General features: G+C 35.8%; 22 protein-coding genes and 1 tRNA gene. 13 read left to right on the top strand and 10 right to left on the bottom strand.

Annotated features, from left to right (window positions below):
* The first annotated feature begins 1 nt into the window (after position 1).
* Positions 2-874 (top strand): fumarate hydratase, encoded by an 873-nt coding sequence (locus LPC15_RS02520; RefSeq protein ID WP_229235142.1) that lies wholly within the window; start codon positions 2-4, stop codon positions 872-874.
* Positions 875-884: 10 nt separating this feature from the next.
* Entirely contained in the window at positions 885-1,460 is a 576-nt protein-coding gene (locus LPC15_RS02525; protein ID WP_229235143.1) for a FumA C-terminus/TtdB family hydratase beta subunit, read from the top strand.
* 40 nt (positions 1,461-1,500) lie between these two features.
* Here the strand turns inward: LPC15_RS02525 and LPC15_RS02530 are convergent, their stop codons facing one another.
* Positions 1,501-2,073 (bottom strand): indolepyruvate oxidoreductase subunit beta, encoded by a 573-nt coding sequence (locus tag LPC15_RS02530; protein ID WP_229235144.1) that lies wholly within the window; start codon positions 2,071-2,073, stop codon positions 1,501-1,503.
* The gene (iorA, locus tag LPC15_RS02535) at positions 2,070-3,890 is read right to left on the bottom strand and encodes an indolepyruvate ferredoxin oxidoreductase subunit alpha (protein WP_229235145.1); all 1,821 of its coding nucleotides are present in this window, start codon (positions 3,888-3,890) and stop codon (positions 2,070-2,072) included. The genes LPC15_RS02530 and iorA overlap by 4 nt, the downstream gene beginning before the upstream one ends.
* A gap of 432 nt (positions 3,891-4,322) precedes the next feature.
* Here iorA and LPC15_RS02540 point away from each other — a divergent pair, with 432 nt between their 5' ends.
* The 4 genes from LPC15_RS02540 to LPC15_RS02555 all read left to right on the top strand — a co-directional run bounded on the left by LPC15_RS02540 (position 4,323) and on the right by LPC15_RS02555 (position 8,321).
* Positions 4,323-4,979: an HAD family hydrolase gene (locus tag LPC15_RS02540; RefSeq protein ID WP_229235146.1), complete on the top strand. Its 657-nt coding sequence runs from the start codon at positions 4,323-4,325 to the stop codon at positions 4,977-4,979.
* A 53-nt stretch (positions 4,980-5,032) separates the two neighbouring features.
* A complete protein-coding gene (locus LPC15_RS02545; RefSeq protein WP_229235147.1) occupies positions 5,033-5,932 on the top strand; it encodes an AAA family ATPase in 900 nt (299 codons plus the stop codon).
* 27 nt (positions 5,933-5,959) lie between these two features.
* A complete protein-coding gene (locus LPC15_RS02550) occupies positions 5,960-7,132 on the top strand; it encodes a hypothetical protein (RefSeq protein ID WP_229235148.1) in 1,173 nt (390 codons plus the stop codon).
* Positions 7,133-7,385: 253 nt separating this feature from the next.
* Positions 7,386-8,321, top strand: coding sequence for a coenzyme F420-0:L-glutamate ligase (locus tag LPC15_RS02555; protein WP_229235149.1), 936 nt, complete (start codon positions 7,386-7,388; stop codon positions 8,319-8,321).
* A gap of 95 nt (positions 8,322-8,416) precedes the next feature.
* On the opposite strand, the gene LPC15_RS02560 is transcribed toward LPC15_RS02555, so the two are convergent.
* Both LPC15_RS02560 and LPC15_RS02565 read right to left on the bottom strand, forming a co-directional pair.
* Positions 8,417-8,632, bottom strand: coding sequence for a type II toxin-antitoxin system HicA family toxin (locus LPC15_RS02560; RefSeq protein WP_229235150.1), 216 nt, complete (start codon positions 8,630-8,632; stop codon positions 8,417-8,419).
* Between the two features lie 3 nt (positions 8,633-8,635).
* The gene (locus tag LPC15_RS02565) at positions 8,636-8,872 is read right to left on the bottom strand and encodes a type II toxin-antitoxin system HicB family antitoxin (protein WP_229235151.1); all 237 of its coding nucleotides are present in this window, start codon (positions 8,870-8,872) and stop codon (positions 8,636-8,638) included.
* A 93-nt stretch (positions 8,873-8,965) separates the two neighbouring features.
* Here LPC15_RS02565 and LPC15_RS02570 point away from each other — a divergent pair, with 93 nt between their 5' ends.
* The gene (locus tag LPC15_RS02570; RefSeq protein ID WP_229235152.1) at positions 8,966-10,267 is read left to right on the top strand and encodes a hydroxymethylglutaryl-CoA synthase family protein; all 1,302 of its coding nucleotides are present in this window, start codon (positions 8,966-8,968) and stop codon (positions 10,265-10,267) included.
* A gap of 44 nt (positions 10,268-10,311) precedes the next feature.
* Positions 10,312-11,532 (top strand): UbiD family decarboxylase, encoded by a 1,221-nt coding sequence (locus LPC15_RS02575; RefSeq protein WP_229235153.1) that lies wholly within the window; start codon positions 10,312-10,314, stop codon positions 11,530-11,532.
* 670 nt (positions 11,533-12,202) lie between these two features.
* Here LPC15_RS02575 and LPC15_RS02580 read toward each other — a convergent pair.
* Positions 12,203-12,550 carry an SWIM zinc finger family protein gene (locus LPC15_RS02580; protein ID WP_229235154.1) on the bottom strand — a complete coding sequence of 116 codons (348 nt, stop codon included), beginning with the start codon at positions 12,548-12,550 and terminating at the stop codon, positions 12,203-12,205.
* A 13-nt stretch (positions 12,551-12,563) separates the two neighbouring features.
* The gene (moaA, locus tag LPC15_RS02585; protein WP_229235155.1) at positions 12,564-13,490 is read right to left on the bottom strand and encodes a GTP 3',8-cyclase MoaA; all 927 of its coding nucleotides are present in this window, start codon (positions 13,488-13,490) and stop codon (positions 12,564-12,566) included.
* A gap of 336 nt (positions 13,491-13,826) precedes the next feature.
* Here moaA and LPC15_RS02590 point away from each other — a divergent pair.
* Positions 13,827-13,901 (top strand) — tRNA-Met (locus LPC15_RS02590).
* 7 nt (positions 13,902-13,908) lie between these two features.
* Here the strand turns inward: LPC15_RS02590 and LPC15_RS02595 are convergent.
* Positions 13,909-14,874, bottom strand: coding sequence for a hypothetical protein (locus LPC15_RS02595; protein WP_229235156.1), 966 nt, complete (start codon positions 14,872-14,874; stop codon positions 13,909-13,911).
* A gap of 198 nt (positions 14,875-15,072) precedes the next feature.
* Between LPC15_RS02595 and LPC15_RS02600 the strand changes: the two genes are divergently transcribed.
* Both LPC15_RS02600 and LPC15_RS02605 read left to right on the top strand, forming a co-directional pair.
* Positions 15,073-16,515 carry a hydroxymethylglutaryl-CoA synthase family protein gene (locus tag LPC15_RS02600; RefSeq protein ID WP_229235157.1) on the top strand — a complete coding sequence of 481 codons (1,443 nt, stop codon included), beginning with the start codon at positions 15,073-15,075 and terminating at the stop codon, positions 16,513-16,515.
* 17 nt (positions 16,516-16,532) lie between these two features.
* Positions 16,533-17,726, top strand: a complete 1,194-nt coding sequence (locus LPC15_RS02605; RefSeq protein ID WP_229235158.1) for an acetyl-CoA acetyltransferase — start codon at positions 16,533-16,535, stop codon at positions 17,724-17,726.
* A gap of 105 nt (positions 17,727-17,831) precedes the next feature.
* On the opposite strand, the gene LPC15_RS02610 is transcribed toward LPC15_RS02605, so the two are convergent.
* From LPC15_RS02610 to LPC15_RS02620, 3 genes are all read right to left on the bottom strand, one after another.
* Positions 17,832-18,446 (bottom strand): hypothetical protein, encoded by a 615-nt coding sequence (locus LPC15_RS02610; protein WP_229235159.1) that lies wholly within the window; start codon positions 18,444-18,446, stop codon positions 17,832-17,834.
* A 196-nt stretch (positions 18,447-18,642) separates the two neighbouring features.
* Complete coding sequence (locus LPC15_RS02615) at positions 18,643-19,731, bottom strand: 60S ribosomal export protein NMD3 (RefSeq protein WP_229235160.1); 1,089 nt, start codon at positions 19,729-19,731, stop codon at positions 18,643-18,645.
* A 1-nt stretch (position 19,732) separates the two neighbouring features.
* On the bottom strand, positions 19,733-20,563 hold the full coding sequence (locus LPC15_RS02620) for a polymer-forming cytoskeletal protein (protein ID WP_229235161.1): 831 nt from the start codon (positions 20,561-20,563) through the stop codon (positions 19,733-19,735).
* Positions 20,564-20,763: 200 nt separating this feature from the next.
* Between LPC15_RS02620 and ilvE the strand changes: the two genes are divergently transcribed.
* Positions 20,764-21,645 (top strand): branched-chain-amino-acid transaminase, encoded by an 882-nt coding sequence (gene ilvE, locus LPC15_RS02625; RefSeq protein WP_229235162.1) that lies wholly within the window; start codon positions 20,764-20,766, stop codon positions 21,643-21,645.
* A 70-nt stretch (positions 21,646-21,715) separates the two neighbouring features.
* The gene (locus LPC15_RS02630) at positions 21,716-22,969 is read left to right on the top strand and encodes an adenosylhomocysteinase (protein ID WP_229235163.1); all 1,254 of its coding nucleotides are present in this window, start codon (positions 21,716-21,718) and stop codon (positions 22,967-22,969) included.
* Positions 22,970-22,984 lie beyond the last annotated feature (15 nt).

The raw sequence follows: 22,984 nt of genomic DNA on the forward strand, positions 1-22,984 counted from the left end.
TTTGGATTTTAATGATACTATAAAGAATCTAACCTACAATCTTCTCAAATTTGCATTATGTACAAATTTTCCGAAGGATGTAAAGGATGCATTAGAAAAGGCTATCGAAAAAGAGGATAATGATATTACAAAGAGCCAATTGGAGGCAATACTTGAAGATATTAAATTAGCATATGAAACACAAATGCCGATATGCCAGGATACTGGTGTTCATATCTTCTTTGTCAAGATAGGTAGTAAGATGAAGATAGATCTTGCTTTGATCGATGATGCTATCAAAGAGGGCGTTTTAGAAGCAACAAAAAAAATTCCGCTTCGTCCAAACGTGGTCCATCCCTTGACGCGAAAGAACCCTGGCACAAACGTGGGAATAGGCATGCCTCATATCTATTACGAAATTCTCCCCCAAAAAGATTATTTGGAGATAACGGTACTTCCTAAAGGTGCTGGATCTGAAAATATGTCCGTTCTTAATATGTTAGATCCCTCTCAAGGAAAAAACGGTGTTAAAAAATTTATACTCGAATGGACAGCAGAGAAAGCCAAGAATGTATGTCCACCCGGGATTGTTGGAGTTGGCATAGGAGGTACTGCAGATGTTGCAATGAAGATTGCGAAAGAGGCATTATTAAGACCGATAGGTTCTCGCAATGCTGAACCAGAGATTGCTAAATTGGAAGATGAGATGTTGGACGCTATAAATAGTTTAGGGATCGGTGCAATGGGTTTGGGCGGAAATACGACTATGTTGGATGTGCATATTGAGTGTGCATCTACTCATACGGCATCTCTACCTGTAGCGATAAATTTTCAGTGTTGGGCAGCGAGACAGGCTACGGGACGGATATATCAGGATGGTAGAATTGAATTTTGAGGGTTGATAAATGATTAAAAGACTTACAACTCCGTTAGATGTAAGAGACTTAAAGGTGGGAGATATTGTATCTATAACAGGGACTATCTATACCGCAAGGGATGAGACACATTTAAGATTGCTCGAAGAAAGTAGCCCTGTAAATCTTGAAGGGGCTGTCATATTCCATTGTGGCCCTATTGTAAGAAGAACAGATGAAGGCTGGGAGGTTGTGGCTGCTGGTCCTACAACGAGTTCTAGAATGAACTCTTTAGAGCCAGAAATTATCAAAAGGTTCAAGATAAGAGGGATTATCGGAAAAGGAGGGATGGATGAAGAAACCCTGAATGCTATGGAAAAATATGGATGTGTCTATCTTGCAATGACAGGAGGGGCAGCGCTTTTAGCCGTTAAATCTATAGAACGAGTAGAGGCAGTATATTGGCTTGATCTTGGCATGCCTGAGGCGATGTGGGTATTTAACGTGAGGGATTTTGGTCCGATGGTCGTTGCAATGGATACGAAAGGTAGGAACATATATGCAGATGTAGACCGATTGGTACAAGAGAGGCTTTTAAAAATAGAGAGAGAATTAAACCTGGCTTAAAAGTTTAAAAGAGTAGAAGATCAGATGTCGACTACGATCGTTATGATATCTTCCAACGCCGTCCTAAATCGAACGCCTTTAGGTTCACATCGGTTGCCTTAGAAGGAACCACCCTCTTTATACACTCTATCAAGCTTTCCTCTTTTAACGGTAGATATCTTGATGCTATACCTATCAATACTATATTTGAAGACAACTCGTTTCCTGCCTTTCGTGCTATTGCGTTTGCGTTACATATAACCGCTTGTTCTGGTTTTGATACCTTTGAACGTATAATTTTTTCTACCGGAGGGTATAGAACCCTGCTTTTTTGAGGAACAATCCTAACATTGTTCGATATTACGAGTCCATCGTTCTTTAAGTAATGAATATATCTGACCGTCTCCAACGGTTCTAGCGATAAGATCATATCGGCTCCGCCTATCGGTATCAAAGGTCCCATAGTACCGTCTATCCTAACATGATTCTCGACAGATCCGCCTCTTTGTGCCATACCGTGCGTTTCCGCAGAGATTACATGCCGTTTCTCTATTATGCATGCCTCACCTATTATTCTTGATGCAAGAATGGTTCCCTGCCCGCCTACTCCTACAATCAAGAGATCAAAACTCATTTTATCCTCCTTATTGCTCCATTTCTGCATAAATCAGAACATACACCACATCCTGTGCATAGATCGTTTATTATCGGTTTTATATCGTATAGTTCAATAGCAGGGCAGCCGTAATCCAAACAATCTCCACATTTAGTGCATCTCTTTACGTCTATCTCATAATATGCTTTTTCGACGTTTTGTTTTCTCTCTATCATATAGCAAGGATGTCGTGCGATTATCACTCTTACTCCTTTTTCTTTTTTGGCTCGCTCGAGTATTTTTTTAGATAGGTTGATATCGAACGGATCTACCGTCTCAACGAAATCCGCACCGCAAGCTTGGCAAATTTTTTCTAATGATAACTCCTTCGACTCTCCCTGTATATTTTGTCCTGTTCCCGCTGTCGGTTGATGCCCTGTCATTGCGGTTGTCCTATTATCAAGAATCACTATCAAGATATTTGCATTATTATATACCGCATTTATCAATCCTGGTATCCCGGTATGCATAAATGTAGAGTCACCTATCGTTGCAACTACGTCTCTTTTATCACAATGGCTGATTCCACTGCCGATTGTTATTGAGGCACCCATGCATAGGCATGTATCCACGGAGAAAGGGCTTAAAGTATAACAACCTATATCACTCGTATAGATCCCATTTTTAAAAATTTTCTCGATTAGATATAATATCGAACGATGAGGGCATCCTGCACAGAGGATTGGTGGCCTGGCAGGTAGCCCCTCAACTGGTTTTTTAAGATCATATTTAACAACAGGGGTTATACCGTTCTTAATAAGAATATCATAGACTATATTTTGGTTTAATTCACCATAAAACGGTACATCTCCCGTATATTTTCCTAACACAGTCGAACATGTGGACATTTTTACTATTTCTTCTAAAATGGGATCCAATTCTTCTATAACGAGAATTTTTTCGTAATTTTTAGTAAATTCTCCCAATCGGTCGATATCTACGGGATACGTACCAATTTTAAAGAAAGGTATATCGTTTGGAATAAGCTCTTTGACATAACAGCTTGCTACGCCACCAGATACAACTGCTATCTTGGTCTCTTTTATATTTTTAACTCTTTTATTAAATGGCGTCCCGTTTAGATCTTCTATTATCTTTTTCTGTTTTATCTGAAGTTCTCTATGGAGTATCTTAGCGTTTGATGGTACTAGCACCCACCGGTCTCTATCTTTAAAGAATCTACCTACTCTTTTCTCTTTTGGTATCTTCACAAATCTTTGATTTGTGGGCTTCAAATCTTCGATTTGAAACTTCTCGACCTCTATGTCGGATCTAGCATGACAAATCCTTGTAGTTGGTCTCAACATTACAGGAATCTCGTATTTTTCGGATAATTCAAAAGCGTATTTTACCATATCTTTCGCTTCTTGCGGTGTTGCAGGATCCAAACACGGAATTTTTGCTGCATGAGCATACCTTCTAGAATCCTGCTCGTTTTGTGAACTATGTGGAAACGGATCGTCTGTAACTATAATAACAAAACCACCTTTTACTCCAGTGTACGCCAATGACATGAACGGGTCTGCGGCTACATTCAATCCAACGTGTTTCATTACACATATGGATCTTAATCCACACCATGCGGCACCTATAGCGTTTTCTAATGCGACTTTTTCATTAACTGACCACTCCACATATACATTTCTCTCATTAGAGATGCTTAATGATGTGATTATCTCGGATGATGGAGTTCCAGGATATCCTGTTGCGAAATCTATTCCAGCCTCCAAGCATCCCTGTGCTATCGCTTCGTTGCCCATAAGAAATTTTTTGATTATTATCTCCTCCTTTTTCAATAGAATAGATGATAGATCTTTATCTTCGATTATTCTGTTTTTGTATACTCGAATAGATCATAGATAAAGATGTTTTTGTTTTGTTATTATTAGATTTATATCTTAAGATTAAAAAGATGGAATAGTGTAACTTATATTTTTTGAGCTTTTTTAACATTTAAGCAAATCTTATTTTTTATTCTTATTTCTTTAGCTAAATATTTTGCCATTTTTTACGTTACTATTCATATTCAAGAACCATGGAGGATTTTCTTGGTCGATTTGTAAGATAAAGCGTTCTTCAGGATAACTTTCTACTTTCGACATAGATAAAAACGTTTAATATTTGGCTATAATCTTCAACGAAGCTATTAAATGATTAAGATGATGAAAGTTTAAACTGAAGATTACTTTTACAGAATTATTTATATATTATAGATGAAAAAGCTGAAGATGATGAAAAATAAAAAAAATACGGTAATATCTTTCGATATGGATGGCACACTGACCGACAAAAGGTTTGTGGATATAATATGGGAAGTGGGATTGCCAAGACTTTATTCTGAAAAATACGGTGTTGGTCTCGATGATGCGGTATCGTTATTCAAGAGAGAGTACGATCGGATAGGTAACGGAGATATTCGATGGTACGATATAAACTATTGGTTGGATCGGTTTAAATTGGGTATAGAACCCAAAAAACTTTTCGGTATGTACAAAGATGTAATAAAAATATTTCCAGACGCTTTAGAGGTATTAGAAGAGCTTAAAGATAAATATACTCTTGTATTATCTACCAACGCCACGATTGAGTTTGTGGATGCTCAATTAGAAGATGTTAAAGACCTATTTGATTATATATTTTCATCTACGTCTCATTTTAAGATGGTTAAAAAAAATCCTGAGTTTTACTTGAACGTTTTAAAAAAAATCTCCACAAAGCCAGATAATTTTTATCATGTTGGTGATAACTATCTATTCGATTATAAAACACCGAAAATACTTGGTATTAAAGCATTTCTCCTTGACAGAGATGACAAATACGACTTTATAGAAGATAATATTAAAGTAAAGAGTCTAAAAGAGTTTTCTAAGAGACTAATATTCTGATATTTGTGATGCAAAAATAATATAAGCAAGATTAGTAATAGGAGACACAGAAGATGAATCGGGTAAGAATTAATTCTGATATTAAGTTAGAACGGTTCGTAGGCACGGATAGATACTATCTATCACCTGAACTCGAATCGATAGTAAACATTGCGCTTGTTATGGAGAAACCTTTGCTTCTCATGGGTGAGGCAGGAACGGGTAAGACCCAGCTTGCCTTCGAGGTTGCCCGTGCGTTGGATATGGATATCTATGTTGCACGATGTAAATCGACGATGAAGGGTGAAGAACTCTGTTACGATCATGATACCGTCGCGCGGTTATACGAGTCGCGGTTTGGATCTAAAGAAACCGGCAGAAACCCAGCAAGGTTCGACGATTATATCAACTATGGACCTATCGGAAAGGCTTTTCTCTCCGAAAAAAAATGTGTATTATTGCTGGATGAGATCGATAAGACCGAATCGGATGTTCAGGATAACCTTTTGGATATATTAGAAGCATACGAGTTCAAGATAAGAGAGATAGATCGTAATATCAAGGCAAAGAACAAACCTTTTATTATAATAACGAGTAATGCTAAACGAGAATTATCCGATCCTTTTTTAAGAAGATGTTACTGCCATTATATCTCTTTTCCAACGCCAGAAGAGATGAAGAAGATCATTAATCTGCATTATCCAGACGCAAACAAGTCTTTGGTCGATATAGCGATAAATATTTTTTATGATCTGCGAGACCAAGGATTTGAGAAAGCTCCAGCGACAAGTGAGATACTTGATTGGATCGGTGCTCTTTCCAAGGAAGAGATAACCGCATCTAAGCTTAATCAGATGAAAGACGAGAATAATCTTCCTTTTATCGGAATACTCCTTAAAAGGAGCGAGGATATACAGAGATACTACAACGATTTTGATGGGAAGAATAAAAAATTTAGAGGAATTCATCTTTAAATGCTATTTTTAAATTTTTTCTATATATTGAAAGATTACGGGATTCCTGTTACTATTGAGAATATTTTGGAACTCGAAAAAGCGATGGAAAAAGGTTTGATATCGAATATTGATGAATTATATACCGTATCGAAACTTATATTTGTTAAAAAGATAGAAGATATCGATAACTTTGATAGAGCGTTTTCCTGGTATTTTTTTGGGTTAGATCTGCCCAAGATAGAGGATATATCCGATTTGTATAGACTATTAGAGAACAAACCATTCAAAGAATGGCTGGATGCAGAGATCAAAAAGGGAGACCTGAAACTAGAGGATATAAGATGGAATATATCACCTGAAGAACTTTTTAAACGGTTTATCGAGACGATGATGAGACAAACTGAGGAGCATCATGGTGGAGACAGGTGGGTTGGAACGGATGGAACGTCCCCTTTCGGTCATTCTGGTAGAAGTTACAGGGGTATAAGAGTCTATGGTGAGTCTGAAAGAATGTCTGCAATAAAGACTATAGGAGAAAGAAGGTATATAGATTATTCTGCAGATTCAGGGCTTAAATCTGAGAATATCAGGCAAGCTCTGGGATTTTTAAAGAATATGGTGCCTAAAGGTCCAAAAGATGAGATCGATCTGGATGAGACGGTATATCAAACGGCAAAGAATGGCGGTGAGATCGAGTTTGTCTTTAAATCTGAATTAAGAGACGATATAAATGTCGTCATCTTGATAGACAACGGTGGTTATTCGATGACTCCTTATGCAAGGATTGTAAGCCTCATATTCTCCAAGATGAAGGATCGGTTTAAAGATCTATCTACCTATTATTTCAGGAACTGTATATATGGAGATCTGTTTATAGACCCGCAAAGGATTAAAAAATATCCTACGGAGAAACTTTTGGCTAAAAAACCAGATACACGCATTATAATTATAGGCGATGCGTCTATGGCTCCTGAAGAGCTTTTTCTATCCCAGGGATCTATAGAATACGGAGTGGATGACTCAAAGCCTGGATATTATTGGTTAGAACGGATTAGTAAAAGGTTCAGGTATTGCGTCTGGCTAAACCCTATTAGAAAGAGCAGGTGGGAGAGTTATGGATGCAGAACGTTTCAAGAGATCAGAAAGATCTTTCATATGGAAGACCTAACCTTGGGTGGCATAAAAGGTATGGTGGAGTTTTTGAAAGGTGAGAGTTAAAAATATCTATGCCTTTCCCAACAGAATTTCAATCCCTTATAGGTAATACACTAACAAAGTATATAAACTTCTTCGTTAATAAATCTTTTGTCGAGATACAATAATTTTTGTCCATTTTGTTAACCGCTAATTATATGCGATCCTACCATATATGGACCATAGTTAAAATATCGATTTAATGATGTTAATGACGGAGATGTATTAATATAGATGAAAATATAAAATTATTATTTAAGATAAAAACCGAGGTGTCATGATGATCTTTGCATCAAAACGCAGAACCAAGGTTCCTGCACCTCCTTGCGATTTCTCAACCAGTAGTGAAGAACGTCTGTTTTCACTTTATGCCAGTTCTATAAAATTACCAATAATAAAAGAAGGAATGGATATTGGAGAACTTTTGGTCGATGAGATTAAAAAGATGGGTACAGGTATAGAGGATAATGACATAATAGTCGTAGCACATACTGCCGTATCTAAATCTGAGGGAAGAACCAGGCTTTTGAAAAATATCAAACCTACTGATAAGGCTATAGAGATTTCAAGAAAAAAAAATGTTACGAATCAAAGATTCGTAGCTCACAAATCGAAGATTTGTGATGACGATCCAAGATTTATACAGGCAATATTAGACGAGACAGAAGAAATAATAATAGAATATCCGCCTATTTTTCTTGTCAAGGCAAAATGTGGCAATATCTGCATAAATGCTGGCGTAGATAGATCTAATATAGAAGATGGTTCTGTCATATTACTCCCTAAGGATCCGGATTTAAGTGCTAGAAAGATTGGGGAGCGGATAGCTGCAATAGAAGATAAAAAAGTGGGTGTAATCATATCCGACACGAACGGAAGACCGTTTAGAAGAGGACAAGTTGGTTTTGCAATCGGTGCATATAATCTCGATCCAATAAGAGATTGGAAGGGAAAGGAAGATATCTTCGGAAGAATACTCAGAGTCTCTGAAGAAGCTATCGTTGATGAACTGGCTGGTTTGGCAAATATATTGATGGGTGAAGGAGATTGGATGACGCCTGCGGTGTTGATCCGAGGATTATCTATCCTTAAAGAGGATGCAAGAGGAATAAAAACAATATATCGGGATGAATCTACCGATTATATAAAGAAAGCTCTAAAAAAGGTATCAAAAATCAAGGATTTTTTTAATAATCAATCTGATATTACATAATTTATATAAAAACAAAACTTTTGGTTTATTTCTTTGTGCATTCAATTGCTCCTATTATTTTCCCCGTATTATATCTCAACTCTCCCTTCAGCACTTCATTCATCCTCAATATCATTACATCCCCTCCTCTTCTCGTTTGTAAGTCCAGCATCTTTTATCAACCCTTTTGGAAATCCAATTTTTATTGGCTTATTTTCATGCACTGGTACAACCAAGATTTTCTCTCTTCCCTCGATGCGATCCACAGTCCAACCATCTTTTTTAAATACACTGATTATCTTTTTACCTGACCATCGAGGAAGTTTATCCACAATTTATACCACCACTTCTTTGATCAGAGCTTTATCAGTGCTTTTAGCATCCTGTATCACTTTCTCGTTTAATGTTTTTAAATACCCGACAATTGCCTCTTTTATGTTTTCCAAAGCTTCTTCTATCGTGTCTCCCTGTGACCAACACCCTTTAAAAGCTGGACAATGGACAATATATCCTTCGTCCTCCAAATCTTCTTCAACCACAACTTTGAAAGTTAAACCATTAATATCTCCCATCTTGAGAGATTCATAGTTGGGGTATATGGTATATATACCTATACCTTTATATATTCTAAAAAAATCATACTACAATTAATAAATTTTTAAAATATGATTATCAATAATAAAAAGCGTGTTGTTGGCATAGATGATATATCTATTGCCATCCCTAAGAGATACATAGATACGAGAGAATTGGCAGATCTTCGTGGGATACCACCAGAAAAGTATACTGAAGGCATAGGTGTTAAGAGGATTGCCATTCTTACAGACGAGACGGTGGACTCATTGGCAGCCGATGCTATAATTGATCTTATTCGTAAGAACGATCTAAACCCGAAGGATATAGGGCGAATTTATACAGCCACAGAGAGTTCTATGGATGAATCAAAACCCCTGGTATGTTTCGTGCTTGGTAGAATGGAGGAAAAGTTAGGTCAGGAGTTCAAGCTCAACCATATTCAGGGATTAGAGAACAAGTTTGCATGTATAGGCGGGTCTTATTCGCTTTATGATACATGCAACTGGATATTATCCGACATGAACGATGGTAAAGTGGGGATAGTTGTATGTGCAGATGAGGCAAGATACGATGTTAATAGCAGTGGAGAACCTACACAAGGAGCTGGGGCAGTAGCTATGCTTGTCAAGGATAATCCACGACTGATAGGACTTGATTTTTCATGTCTTGGCGTCTTTACACAAGATAACAACGATTTTTACCGTCCTTTTGGTAAAAGAACTCCTATAGTCAACGGAGAATTATCGAATTTCTCTTATCTTTTTGCGATGAGGTCTGCGTTTGATAGGTTCAAGAAAAAATACGAAGAAAAAGACCGAAGTTCTGTCCTAATAGATTTTTTTGATTATTTGGTCTTCCATACCCCTTATCCCAAGATTACAAAACATGGGCTAGCATTCCTTTTCAGGCATGAGTTACGAGGAACAGAACGATGGGAAAGGATTTGTAAAGAATTAGGTATAAGATCGAACGGGCTGGTCGAGAATGTGCAGGACAAGATAGAAGATGTCTTTTCTAATAAAGAGTTGATGGATGAAGACTATGCGATAAGGAAAAAATTATTTAATCTGCCAGAATTTGCTGATTTATATAAAAATAAAGTAGAATCTTCGTTGTTTGCTCCAACAAATATAGGCAATACTTATACTGCATCTATTTTTTTATCATTATCTTCTCTGCTTGAGCTACAGTATCGTAAAAAGAGATTAGAAATTGGCAAGAAGATAGGGTTCGGTGCTTATGGTAGTGGGTCGGGTTCGTTGGTCTTCTATGGTACTCTTGCTGAGGAATATGCATCCATTGTCAGTAAGATCGGTCTGATAAAAAAGATAGAAGATCAGGAAAAGCTGCCTATATCTGAATATGAGGAATTAAAAATCAAAGATTTGTGATGAAAACTTGTGATGCAGGAACGTAGTTCTGCAATTGAAATAAAATGAGAGATACTATTGAAAGACTGAGGACAAATAAAGATATCATCGAGATAAAAGATGAAATAAGGTATGATAAAGTGGTAGATATAGCAAATAGATACGGTAACAAGACTATTTTATTTCATAACATAGAAAAAAAAGGAAAGGTTCTCGTCAACTTGATCAACTCGATGGATCGGTTATCTCTTTTATTAAAAAAAGAGAGATTCACAAAAGAGATCCATAATATCCTATTCAAAAGAGGGGACGCGCCAAAGATTCGAAAGATAGATATGCCTTATTTGAAGAAAAAACCAGCAAATCTGATCGATCTTCCTATCTTAAAATATTTTCCAGCCGATCCAGGTCGGTATATAACTGGCGGAGTGGTTGTATCAGAATATGGCGGAATAAGAAACGCGTCTGTGCATAGGATGTTATTGTTGGATGAAAAAAGGTTGGCGATACGTCTTGTTGCTCCACGCCACACTTATACTCTGTTCAATAATGCGGAAAGCGATGGGAAAGATCTTCCTGTGGCAGTATTGATCGGTGTTGATCCATCGTTTCTCTTTGCAGCATGCAGTAGGGTGCCATCGAATGAAGAGTACCGGTTTGCATCATCGTTAAAAGGTGGGCTTGAGATATTTGAGTTAGAAAATGGAGTATGCGTACCAGAAGCTGAAATTATACTTGAAGGTTTCATTAAAAATGGACAAAGAGCCAAAGAAGGACCTTTTTTAGATATCACGGGAAAGTATGACGTAGTACGCAACGAACCAGTTTTAGAGGTTACCAATATGTATATTAAGGATGACCCGATCTATCATGCCATAATACCCGCAAGTATAGAACACAAACTTTTAATGGGTATACCTTATCTCCCGATCATATATAATGCATGTCTAAATGCTGCAGACGTCAAGAATGTCTATCTGACGGAAGGAGGTTTTCATTACTTCAATCTAATCGTTCAGATAAAAAAACATACAGAAGGCGATCCAAAGAATGCAATAATGGCTGCTTTTTCTGCTGATACATCGTTAAAGAATGTGATAGTGGTTGATGAGGATGTAGACATTTATGATATGAAAAAGGTTGAAGAGGCTATATCTTTATGGGTTCGATGGGATAGAGATATCTTGCTGATCAATAACGTTCGAGGGTCATCACTCGATCCGACTCAATCATCTAATGGGACAACTTCAAAACTTGGGATAGATGCTACGAACAAAGGTTCGTAACAATAAAAAAGTTCGTCAGGGGATCGACGACTCTATTATTTGGCAAAAACACGGTAATAAATAGGAAAAATCACTTGATCCGTGTTAATATATATAATCTCTTATTTTTTCAGAGATCGATAAAAGGTTTATTAACGAAGAAGTTTACATATTTTGTTAGTGTATTACCTATAAGGGATTGAAATAAGGGATCCCTCCACCCGTTGCTTACAGAATGCTGGTTTTTAGATTACCTATAAGGGATTGAAATAGATTATGTTGACACGTAAAAAAATCCTGATCGTTACATTAATAGCAATACTAATGTGCATATTAGCTGTGGAAACATGTCAGTTGTATTTAGCAAACACTCCTGATATGATTAATAGACATGTCAGAATTATTAATATCTGTACTGCCGTGTTGTTTTTGGTTTATTGGCTCGTTATTAAACCAGCTATAAGGGATAAATATAATGGATTGAAATGAACGATGCTTTAGTTTTAGATTACCTATAAGGGATTGAAATTGTACAGTTACCTACCACAGGGGTGGGGGTAAAAATAGTTACGTAACTAAAGCTATGAGGTAACTAATGATTGATTCATTCTTAGATAAGTAGTTTTATAGCTGAATACTACTTGGTTTGATTTATCTATAAGGTAAATTAGACTCAAATCCAATTAACATTTTACAATATCTTCTCTATCTCATGATACCATCCATCAATCCTCTCATAACCACCAATTATATCGGCTATCTTTACTGCCAAGATATGCCAACAGTATTCCCCCTTTCGTGATGCGTTAAAAAAGAAGTCTTTGCAGTTACAATAATCTTCTACTACGATATGTTCTTCTTGGCCGACTACTACATAGAAATCGTTATACTTTTTTATTCTTTTTGATTCGATAGATTCTATCGCTTTTTTTCCCTTTTTACCGTATATTTCCTCAAATAAATCTCTTATCTCTTTATCTATCCTTTTTCTAGTCTTTAATAAAAGCCATAGTTCTTTTTCAATATCTTCTCTGATCACGATTTATCCTTTGTTATAGATCATTAATACTAAAATGTTTTTTCACAACTCCTTTATAATACGGTTCTCTCCTGGCAACAGCTACCTTTACCAATCTTTCAATCTCTTCCTCTGATGAGCAGCCTTTTAGATCGACGATATTATCATTTCTTAAAAGACACGGTTTTAAAAATCCATCTGCAGTAAGCCGCAATCTAGAACAACCCATACAAAATTTTGCGTCTATAGGCCGGACTAATTCAACCTCAACACCACGGTATAGATATTTTTTCCTGTTGTGTGTCTTTCTAACACCAATTAAGATTCCATTGTTATTTAAAAAAGCCTCAATTTTTTTCCAATCTGCCTGATCAGGGTATTTTTTCCTAATATCGATCAACTCGATTAACTGAAGTATTACTTCTTTTTGCAATCCCTTCTTCAATATATAATCTATAAAATCGTGAATCTCTTCCTGATTTATATCTAATACTACCATATTTATCTTAACAGGGGTTAATCCTATTTCCACAGCTTTTTCAAGACTGTCTTTAACATACAAAAGCGTTTTTCTATCACCACCGGTTATTCTAGAATATAAATCATCCTTCAACGAATCTATGCTTATATTGACCCTTTTTAATCCTGCCTGTTTTAAATCTTCTGCTTTATCTGCAAGGAATACCCCGTTTGTGGTCATAGATATCTCATCAAAATTTTTTAGCCCTGCAATAATATCTACGCAATCTTTACGCACCAACGGTTCTCCCCCGCTTATCCTGATTTTTTTAACACCAAGTCTTGGAAAGATATTACAAATTCTTTTAATCTCGTCTAATGAAAGTTCTTCTCCTCCGGCAAGCTGTCCATCCATATGGCAATATATACAATTTAAGTTGCATCTTTTGGTTATAGATGCTCTTAAACTTCTTATCTTCCTTCCATATGGATCGATCAACATAATAATAAACCTCACATTTTAAAGATCATCTATTCTATCAAATAGTCGTTTAATTTTATATGATAAACACGATAAAATCGATTAAATTTAAATGTCATGTGCGAACTACGATGATTGATTGATAGATAAAGATGTCGATAATATCAGTAAAGTATCATATCCTGTTACTATTATTAATGACGAGACTCCCGGATTTATTGAATAATGAGATTACCATTAAGATGAATACGGATACATAGCAAAGTTCAAAAGTATAATGAAAAAGTTGTTTTTTAATTATAAGAAAGTTTTAAATAGAGGTTATAGTAAATATTTATAACAGGTATCTTCTGTTTTAGCGGGGTGGGGTAGTCAGGATATCCCGACGGGCTCATAACCCGTAGATCAGTGGTTCAAATCCACTCCCCGCTATCTATTTTTAGATTAGATCTTTTAGGTAGATCTTATAATCTCCTAATTTTCCGTCGTAGTTTCCTGCTGAGATCTTCAACAATCCTTTTTTATCATTTGTAGATATTATTGCCTTCTTCATAGCCTCTTTTACTGCCTCTTCGGTAATTCCATTGATAACTATCTCTGGGATAGATCTTACCCCATCCGGTACGTTGCTCTTACACTTATCCTTCAAAGTAGGACAATAAGGATAATTTGTGGGAGGACCGATTGGTGGATAATTTGCAGGCATAGATCCACTAGGACAGACATAGAAAGGAGTTATAACACCTTCTACATCTTTTATAGCTTCTATGCTACTTAACGCTATATCCCATCCTGATTTAAGAGAGTCGCAAAAATACCATAAGTTCCCGCCAGAGACACCTATACCACATCTTAAATAACGATCTATCTTAAAATCGTAGCCCATCATAAGCGGTATATTTATAACCTCTCGTCCATACTCTTCTGAAAAATACTCGTAACCTCCACCACATCTACCTACGAACTCTTCCGTGTCTATAAGAGCGACATCTTCAAGAATACTATCCTCCTTATTCCAATCAAAGATTCTGGTAAACGGGACCGATAGGATGTCTTGTCTTATTCTTATCGAGACTTCGCGAAAAAAATCATTTATTTGGTTTTCTAGATCCTTTTTTTTATCGTAACTCTTCCAAAATTGAAGTATCACTCCCTCGTTGCCATCTGGCGTGTCTTTTTCATCTATCCATCCCTCTATGCCTCCTTCTACCCTATTCATAACAACGGATGGTGTAGCAGTTGCCTTATATGCTGCCAACCTAAGAGGATCTTTTTCGATATATTGACTTATTCTGTCTTTTTCGTCTATTTGGATCCACCTTGTAACCAATATTCTTATAAAAATACCCTTAAATGCTTCTGCATATGTATCTTCTAATAAATTAGATAATCCGATATGTATCACATCCTTTCTACTATTATTCTTCTATCCGTTTAACTATCTTATAATTAACTATCTTATAATTAATATAATATTCTACGTAATATATTTTTATTCTTGATATTTTATCCTTGATATATTTAAAATTAAGATAACATTATAAAAACAACAATTAAATTTATATACTATATTATTAGTTATGATATATAAAGATGATTAAGTATGGTTGGAATTGTATCTTATGGAGCATATATTCCTTCATATAGGATCGACCGAATGAATATATATATGGCAATGGGATGGCTTAATCCTGCATCTATGCTTCCTGGAGAGAAAGCCGTTGCAAATTATGATGAAGATAGTATAACAATGGCCGTCAATGCAGGTGCCGAGTGTTTAACTGGGTTTAGAAGAGATACGGTAGATGGTTTATATTTTGCTACTACAACACCACCTTTTATAGAGAGACAGAACTCTAGTATTATCTCTACTGCATTAAATCTTTCTCCTAATATAAAGACAGGAGACTTTACAAATTCTATAAAAGCAGGAACAAGTGCTTTAATCTCTGCATATGATTCTATCGAGGCAGGAACGTCTGATAACATCTTGATTTGTACATCAGATTGTAGATTAGGGAAACCTGGTGGTTATTTGGAAGAGATGTACGGGGATAGCGCTGCATCATTGCTTATAGGTAAAAACAACGAGATAGCAGAGATAAAAGGTAGTTTTTCCATCTCTTACGATTTTGTAGACCATTGGAGGACAAAAAAGGATGAATATAATCGAAGCTGGGAAGATAGATGGATTAGAGATGAAGGATACGGTAGATTTATAATAGAGTCTATATCTGGATTATTAAGAAAATACGATCTTAAACCCGACGATTTTTCTAAAGTATGTTATCCCTGTATATATGAACGAGCACATGCTTTCATATGTACAAAGATGGGTTTTAGGCTTGAGCAGATACAAGAACCATTATTTACGAATATTGGGAATACAGGAACATCTTATCCGTTTCTTATCCTTATTTCTGCTCTTGAAGAGGCAAAACCGGGAGATAGAATCCTTTTAGCAAGTTATGGAAACGGTAGTGATGCGGTATACTTTGAAGTAACCGATGGTATAGAAGATGCAAAAGGCAGAGTAAAAGGGGTGAAAAATATGATAGAATCTAAACAGATGATAGATACTTACGAAAAATATGCTGTATTTAAAAATCTATTAGATATAGATAAAGGAGGGCGAGGTGAGGAGGCATTTACGTCTCTGTCAACATTATGGAGAGAAAGAAAGACCGTTTTGGGTCTTGTTGGATCAAAATGCAGAGAATGTGGTACTCCTCAATATCCGCCTCAGAGAATCTGTGTAAACCCAGATTGTGGTGCTATCGATGATATGGAAGAGTATCCTTTTTCGGATAAAAAAGGAACGATTTTTACATATACAGGAGATAATTTAGCATTTAGTCCTAATCCCCCTGCAATATATGGATTGGTTGATTTTGATGGTGGAGGGCGGTATTTGTTTGATTTTACGGATTGTGAACTCGATTCTCTAAAAGTAGGTATGCCGGTAAAAATGAGTTTTAGAAGAAAGTATGCTGATGAGAATAGAGGTATTTACGGTTATTTTTGGAAGGCAGTACCAATACGTTAAATAAGAAAGGTGATATTATGTCTAAAGGAATAAAAGATAAAGTAGCAATTATAGGAATGGGATGTACAAAGTTTGGCGAACTATGGGATAAAGGCAGTGAAGATTTAATGGTAGAAGCGTTTTTAGAATGTATCAAAGATGCAGGGGTAGAAAAAGAAGAAATACAGGCTGCTTGGATTGGATCTTGTTTTGATGAGGTTAATGTAGGGAAAAGTGCTCTCCCTTTATCTACAACGCTCAAATTGCCTTTTATACCTGTTACACGTGTAGAAAATTTCTGCGCTACAGGAACAGAAGCATTAAGAGGTGCAGTCTATGCTGTTGCGTCTGGCGCGTATGATATGGCTTTAGCACTCGGTGTGGAAAAATTGAAAGATACAGGATATGGAGGATTACCCGATTTCGGATCTGCAATGGGGAGCAAAAATAGGCTCATAATGCCTAATATGACCGCACCTGGAGGTTTTGCTATGATGGCAACAAAATACTTTAACAAATACGGTTTAAGCCCTGACGAGGGGAAAAGAATGCTCGCTCATGTATCGAGTAAGAGCCATCATAACGGTACGTTAAACCCTAAAGCACATCTTCGCAAAGAAGCAAGCATAGACCAGATTATCAATGCTCCTATCATTGCCTGGCCTTTAGGATTGTTCGATTGTTGCGGAGTGAGCGATGGAGCAGCTGCAGCCATTGTTGTCAGAGCAGAAGATGCTAAAAAATACAGAGAAGACCCTGTTTATATAAAATCACTCCAGGTTGCGGTCTCCTCAGGTGAAGAGATGCTATTAAACTGGGATGGTGTTCACGTAGAAACGACTCTTCAGGCTGCACAAAGAGCATACAAAGAGGCAGGTATAACAGATCCTCGCAAAGAGATAAGCATGATGGAGCTTCATGATTGTTTCTCCATCACCGAGGCGGTAACCTATGAAGATTTAGGTATCTCGAAAAGAGGCAAGGCAAAAAAAGATATCGAGTCAGGGTTCTTTGATCTCGATGGAAGAATTCCTGCTCAGCCTGACGGTGGTCTTAAATGTTTTGGTCATCCTATCGCTGCGTCTGGTTTGAGAATGATCTATGAGATGTACAAACAGCTGCAGGGGAAAGCAGAAAAAAGGCAGATCCCTAATCCTCAAATAGGGCTGACACATAATCTTGGAGGATTCCCATTCTACAGTGTTGCGGCTATATCTATTCTCGGGCTTTAATCAGTTTTAAATATTTTTCCCTTTATTATTTTTATAACTTCTATTGTTGAGATAATCTTCGTATTAAAACACTTTGCAACATCTATGATAAAGGATCCAAGGGTATTAATCTTTAGGCCAAAGTCTCCAGAATGGTTTATATTTTTTCCAAAGTCCAAAAGCAGGACCAATCAGCCAGATTACTATACACATTACGATCAATATTAAAAAGTATAGTACCCTTGTCCATATTGCGAAGGGGTCAATATAGATTACGAGACCGCCTAACGCAATGATAAATTGGACAATAAGTATTAATGGCGACCCCATTATAAAATCTAACAATGAAGGAGACTTAAAATCAGGATCTACAACTCTCATAAGTGCCAATCCTACCCCAAAAGCCGCCTGCATTGCCTGTGTAAAACTAATACACAAACCTGTTGACAATCCACTAGTTTTAAACTCTTTCCACGATATCTTAACGGCGCTTAATAGAATTGAACAGTAACAGAGGTTTAGAAGATGATAAGGATAAAATACCATGTTTTCAGAAAATGGTATGTATAAAAGACCGTTGCTCAGGATTAAGCCAATAACTCCGGATATTATCGCATTGGGTATAAGCCATTTTTGAAATAACTTTATCCGGGCTCTCAATATCGTGCCTAAAATAAGCAATAACGATGCAAAGATAAAATCCCATAATACTATATCCCCGCTTATATTTGAGATCGCCATAAGGAAAAACCTATTATACCGTATCCTATTTGTTGTTTAATAGTTTATATAAATTTTCGATTTATACTATTTTATTATCTCATTGTGTTATTTTTAGATATCTTTTAATACTAATTATACAGATTATATGTAATAATGGGTGATATGATAGATTTTTAAGAAGTATTATATTTGATATTTAAATTTTAAAAAAATGTCATCTTTTGATAGATATATTATAAAATTCTGGTGGAATAGCAAGCAATCCAACACTTGTCTTGATCACTGGTACTCTATTATCCTTGATTCTGTCTATAAAATACGGTTTTTGTATCTCCACATTTTTATTTGTATATGGATCTACCACTTCTATCTGCTCCTTACCTATAGATAACAGATCTGTATTTACAACATTTTTTATATTACCAAATATCTTTATATCATCGATATTGCTCTTATTTCCCTTAATGAGCACGGTTTTTCCACTTTTTAAGTCTCTTCCCTCTATATCTTTTGTTACTTTTATAACATGTATAAATTTTTCTTTGAAAGAGATTACATCACCTGGAGATATCTTAAAAAATCTCAAAGAGTAAGTTATCCTGTACAAATTCCTACCATCATCCATACCTACCAACTTTGATGATCGCTGTATCTCTCCTCCATATTTTAACCTGATAGTATTGCATATTTGCTTAGACACGCTTTTAGACCCTAGATAAAAATCAATTCCTTCATCCAATTCTTCTATTTTTGTTATAAATGATCTTTTATCTCCTGCTTCATATCTTTTAATAACATAATCATTGACGATTTTTCTTATATCCTGTTTTACTCTATAGTCTAAAGCTCTTTTGTCTGTCCGAATCTGGAGAATAGACTCATAATACCCTCCTGAAATCCTGCTACAGCTATAACATACGCTATATCTTATATGTACAATACAACTAAACTTTTTCTCTATAAGTCTTCCTTTTATTTCTCCGTTTAATACACCATCAACTCGTATTCTGTTAGAATCCATCCTCTCGGTTGTCATATCTATATCTTGCTCATCTAACTTGTTAGATGTTTTAATACGCGATGAAAGATATCTTAAAACAGCATCTTCTTCATTTACCGAATTCTTCCATTCTCTATCGTAAAAAGCACCACATATTCTACAAATGACTACTTCTTCATTCTCATGATATTCTATAAGATCAGCATTTTTTATAAAACAGTCTACGCATATCCCGTCGATTGTATCATATATATTGACATCTTTACCGCATGCGGGACAGAAATTTTGTTTAATATTTGACATATTATGATTCAACAAAATCAGGATTTATGATTATCTCTTTTGCTTTTATCTTTCCAAAAATTGTTGCATTTTTATTTATTATTACTCTACCTGATGCTTTAAGGTTTCCCCTTACTTTGGAATCTTCTTCGATAATTATATCGTTATGTGATACTATATCTCCATCTATAACCGATCCTTTTTTAACAAAGACATTATCTGCATCGATACTACAATAGATACTACATCTTTCTCCAATCTCTAAAGAAGTATCGACTATCAGGTTTTTCTCTCCTATGTAAGTAGATTCAGGACATAAAAAGATGTCTAATCTTGATGAATTTTTATCAACATCTGTAAAATCTAAAGAACTTAATTCTTTAATATCATCAGCATCTTTATACGAATTGCCGTTCAAGGAAAGATCGATATCGATACTTTTTCTGTGGATTCTTAAAATTACGGATAGGTATAGAAATATAAATAGTATAAAAGGTATGGGATCTCTTATAATTATCCATCCTTTAGACTCAAAACCTCCATCAATCCGTACATCATCCCCGATATCCAAGTTTCCTCCCAAGACGAGTTTGCCATTTATCTTTATTCTATCTGAGAGATATGCATCCCCATCTACATACACATCCCCAGATAAAATCGAGAAATAACCCACCCTTAAATCATTATATGTTCTTATTCCTCCTTTTATATTTACCATATCACCTATAAATATATTTTCACCGATTAAACCACGATGGATCTCTGAATAACTACAAATAATCATATCCCTATTACATATAATAACATCATCGTTTATACTTGTATCGTTGGGAATGATCATCTTTTTAATCATATTTACAACCTTTACTAATGTTCATGTCTACTATTATTTATTGTTTGGTATATTTATTTGATTATGCTTCATTTATGACAACAGATAATAAAATTCAAAATCAAAAATAATCGTTTTTTATCATAAATAAAGATAAACAATAATATCCGATGAAAACTCTTAATAATAGATACCTTATTTATTGTTTTCAGGGTAAGTGTATGAAAAATTTAGTTTTTATAGATGGAGAATATTATGAAGATAATGATGCAAAAATATCGGTGTTAGATCACGGATTTCTCTACGGTGACGGAGTATTTGAAGGAATAAGAGCATACAACGGCAAAGTTTTTAAATTACAGGAGCATATTGACCGATTATACGATTCTGCTAAGGCAATAATTCTCGACATCCCATTAAAGAAAGAGGAGATGATTGAGAATATACTCGATTGTATTAGAAAAAACAACCTGAGCAATGCTTATATACGAGTGATTGTAACGAGGGGAAAAGGTGATCTTGGAATAGACCCAAGTAGTTGCAAAAGGGCAAGCATTGTAATTATAGCAGAAGAATGGGACGCATTATTTGGGAATCTGTATGAGAAGGGGTTAAATGCTGTTACTGTTTCTATCAGACGAAACTCTTACGAAGCGATGCCTCCTGGTATCAAATCTTTGAATTATCTGAATAATATCCTTGCAAAGATCGAGTCGAAGATTAAAGGAGGAGATGAGGCAATTATCTTGGATGTCAATGGAAATATTGCAGAAGGGTCGGGAGAGAACATCTTTATCATCAAAAATGGTATCATATATACACCAAAAACGACTACAAATCTAAAAGGTATAACAAGAGAAACAATTATAAAGATTGCAGAAGAGAAGTTGGGTTATACTGTAAAAGAGGAGTTTTTTAGTTTATTTGAGCTATATACTGCGGATGAAGTCTTTATAACAGGTACTGCTGCTGAAGTAGCACCTATTGTATCAGTAGATGGCAGGATAATAGGCGATGGACGCCCTGGAAGAATTACAAAACAATTGATCGATGAGTTTAAGAATGTGATAACAGACGGGACACCTATTTTTAATCATAGATAAAAAGAATAAGGCATAATCTACTATTTATTTGAAATTAATTATAAATAGTATTAAAAAAGATAAAACCAGTATGGATTACATTATAAAAGATATAAATTTGGCTGAAGAGGGCAAAAGAAGGATAGAATGGGCTAAAAAAAACATGCCGGTACTCTCCTTGATACAGGATGAATTTAAGAGGGAGAGACCATTAGAGGGTATCAAAATTGCTGCTTGTCTTCACGTTACTGTAGAGACGGCTAATCTTATACTAACATTAAAATCTGGCGGTGCAATGATACGGCTGGCAGGTTCAAATCCGTTAAGTACACAGAACGATGTTGCTGCCGCAATGGTTGATGATGGTATAGAAGTATTTGCAATCCGTGGAGAGGATCAGGACACGTATTACAGATGTATATCTAGTATTTTGGATATCAAGCCTAACATAGTTCTAGATGATGGGGCGGATACTATAGCAACTATACACTCAAAACGTAAAGAGCTGATCCCAGAGATATATGGGGGCTGCGAAGAGACAACAACGGGTGTAATACGGTTAAAATCACTTGAGAAAGAAGGAGCATTAAAGTTTCCTATTATTGCAGTAAACGATGCAAAGACAAAAAATATGTTTGATAATAGATACGGCACAGGCCAATCGTCTCTTCATGGAATAATGAACGCTACTAATCTTCTTTTTGCCGGAAAAAATGTTGTAGTTGTAGGATATGGCTGGTGTGGTAAAGGTGTTGCATCTAGAGCACGTGGATTAGGATCAAACGTGATCGTGGTAGAAATGGATCCTATTAAATCTTTAGAAGCTGTAATGGATGGATTTAGAGTTATGCCAATGATAGAGGCTGCCAAAATAGGAGATCTCTTTATCACGGCTACAGGAAACATCTCTGTAATACGTGGTGAACATTTTGAAGTTATGAAAGACGGGGCCATCCTTTCAAATACAGGGCATTTTAACGTAGAAATAAACATAAAAGATCTAGAAAAGATGGCAAACAAGGTAAAAGATGTAAAAGAGAGCGTTAAAGAATACACGATGAACGATGGACGGAGAATATATCTACTTGCAGAGGGCAGGTTGATTAATTTATCGTCTGCGTATGGTCATCCTCCAGAAGTTATGGATATGAGTTTTGCAGATCAGGCTCTATCGGTCAGATATATCGTTGAGAATAGAGAAAAACTGGATAATAAAGTATATTCTACACCTGGCGAGATAGACGAACGGGTTGCACGACTGAAACTCGATGCAATGAATATAAAAATAGAAAGACTGACAGAAGAACAGAAAAATTATCTGAGATCATGGCGTGCTGGGACATAATATCTTATTCTTTAT

It is taken from the genome of Candidatus Methanoliparum sp. LAM-1, from assembly GCF_020885915.1.
GTDB classification, from domain to species: Archaea; Halobacteriota; Methanoliparia; order Methanoliparales; family Methanoliparaceae; genus Methanoliparum; species Methanoliparum thermophilum.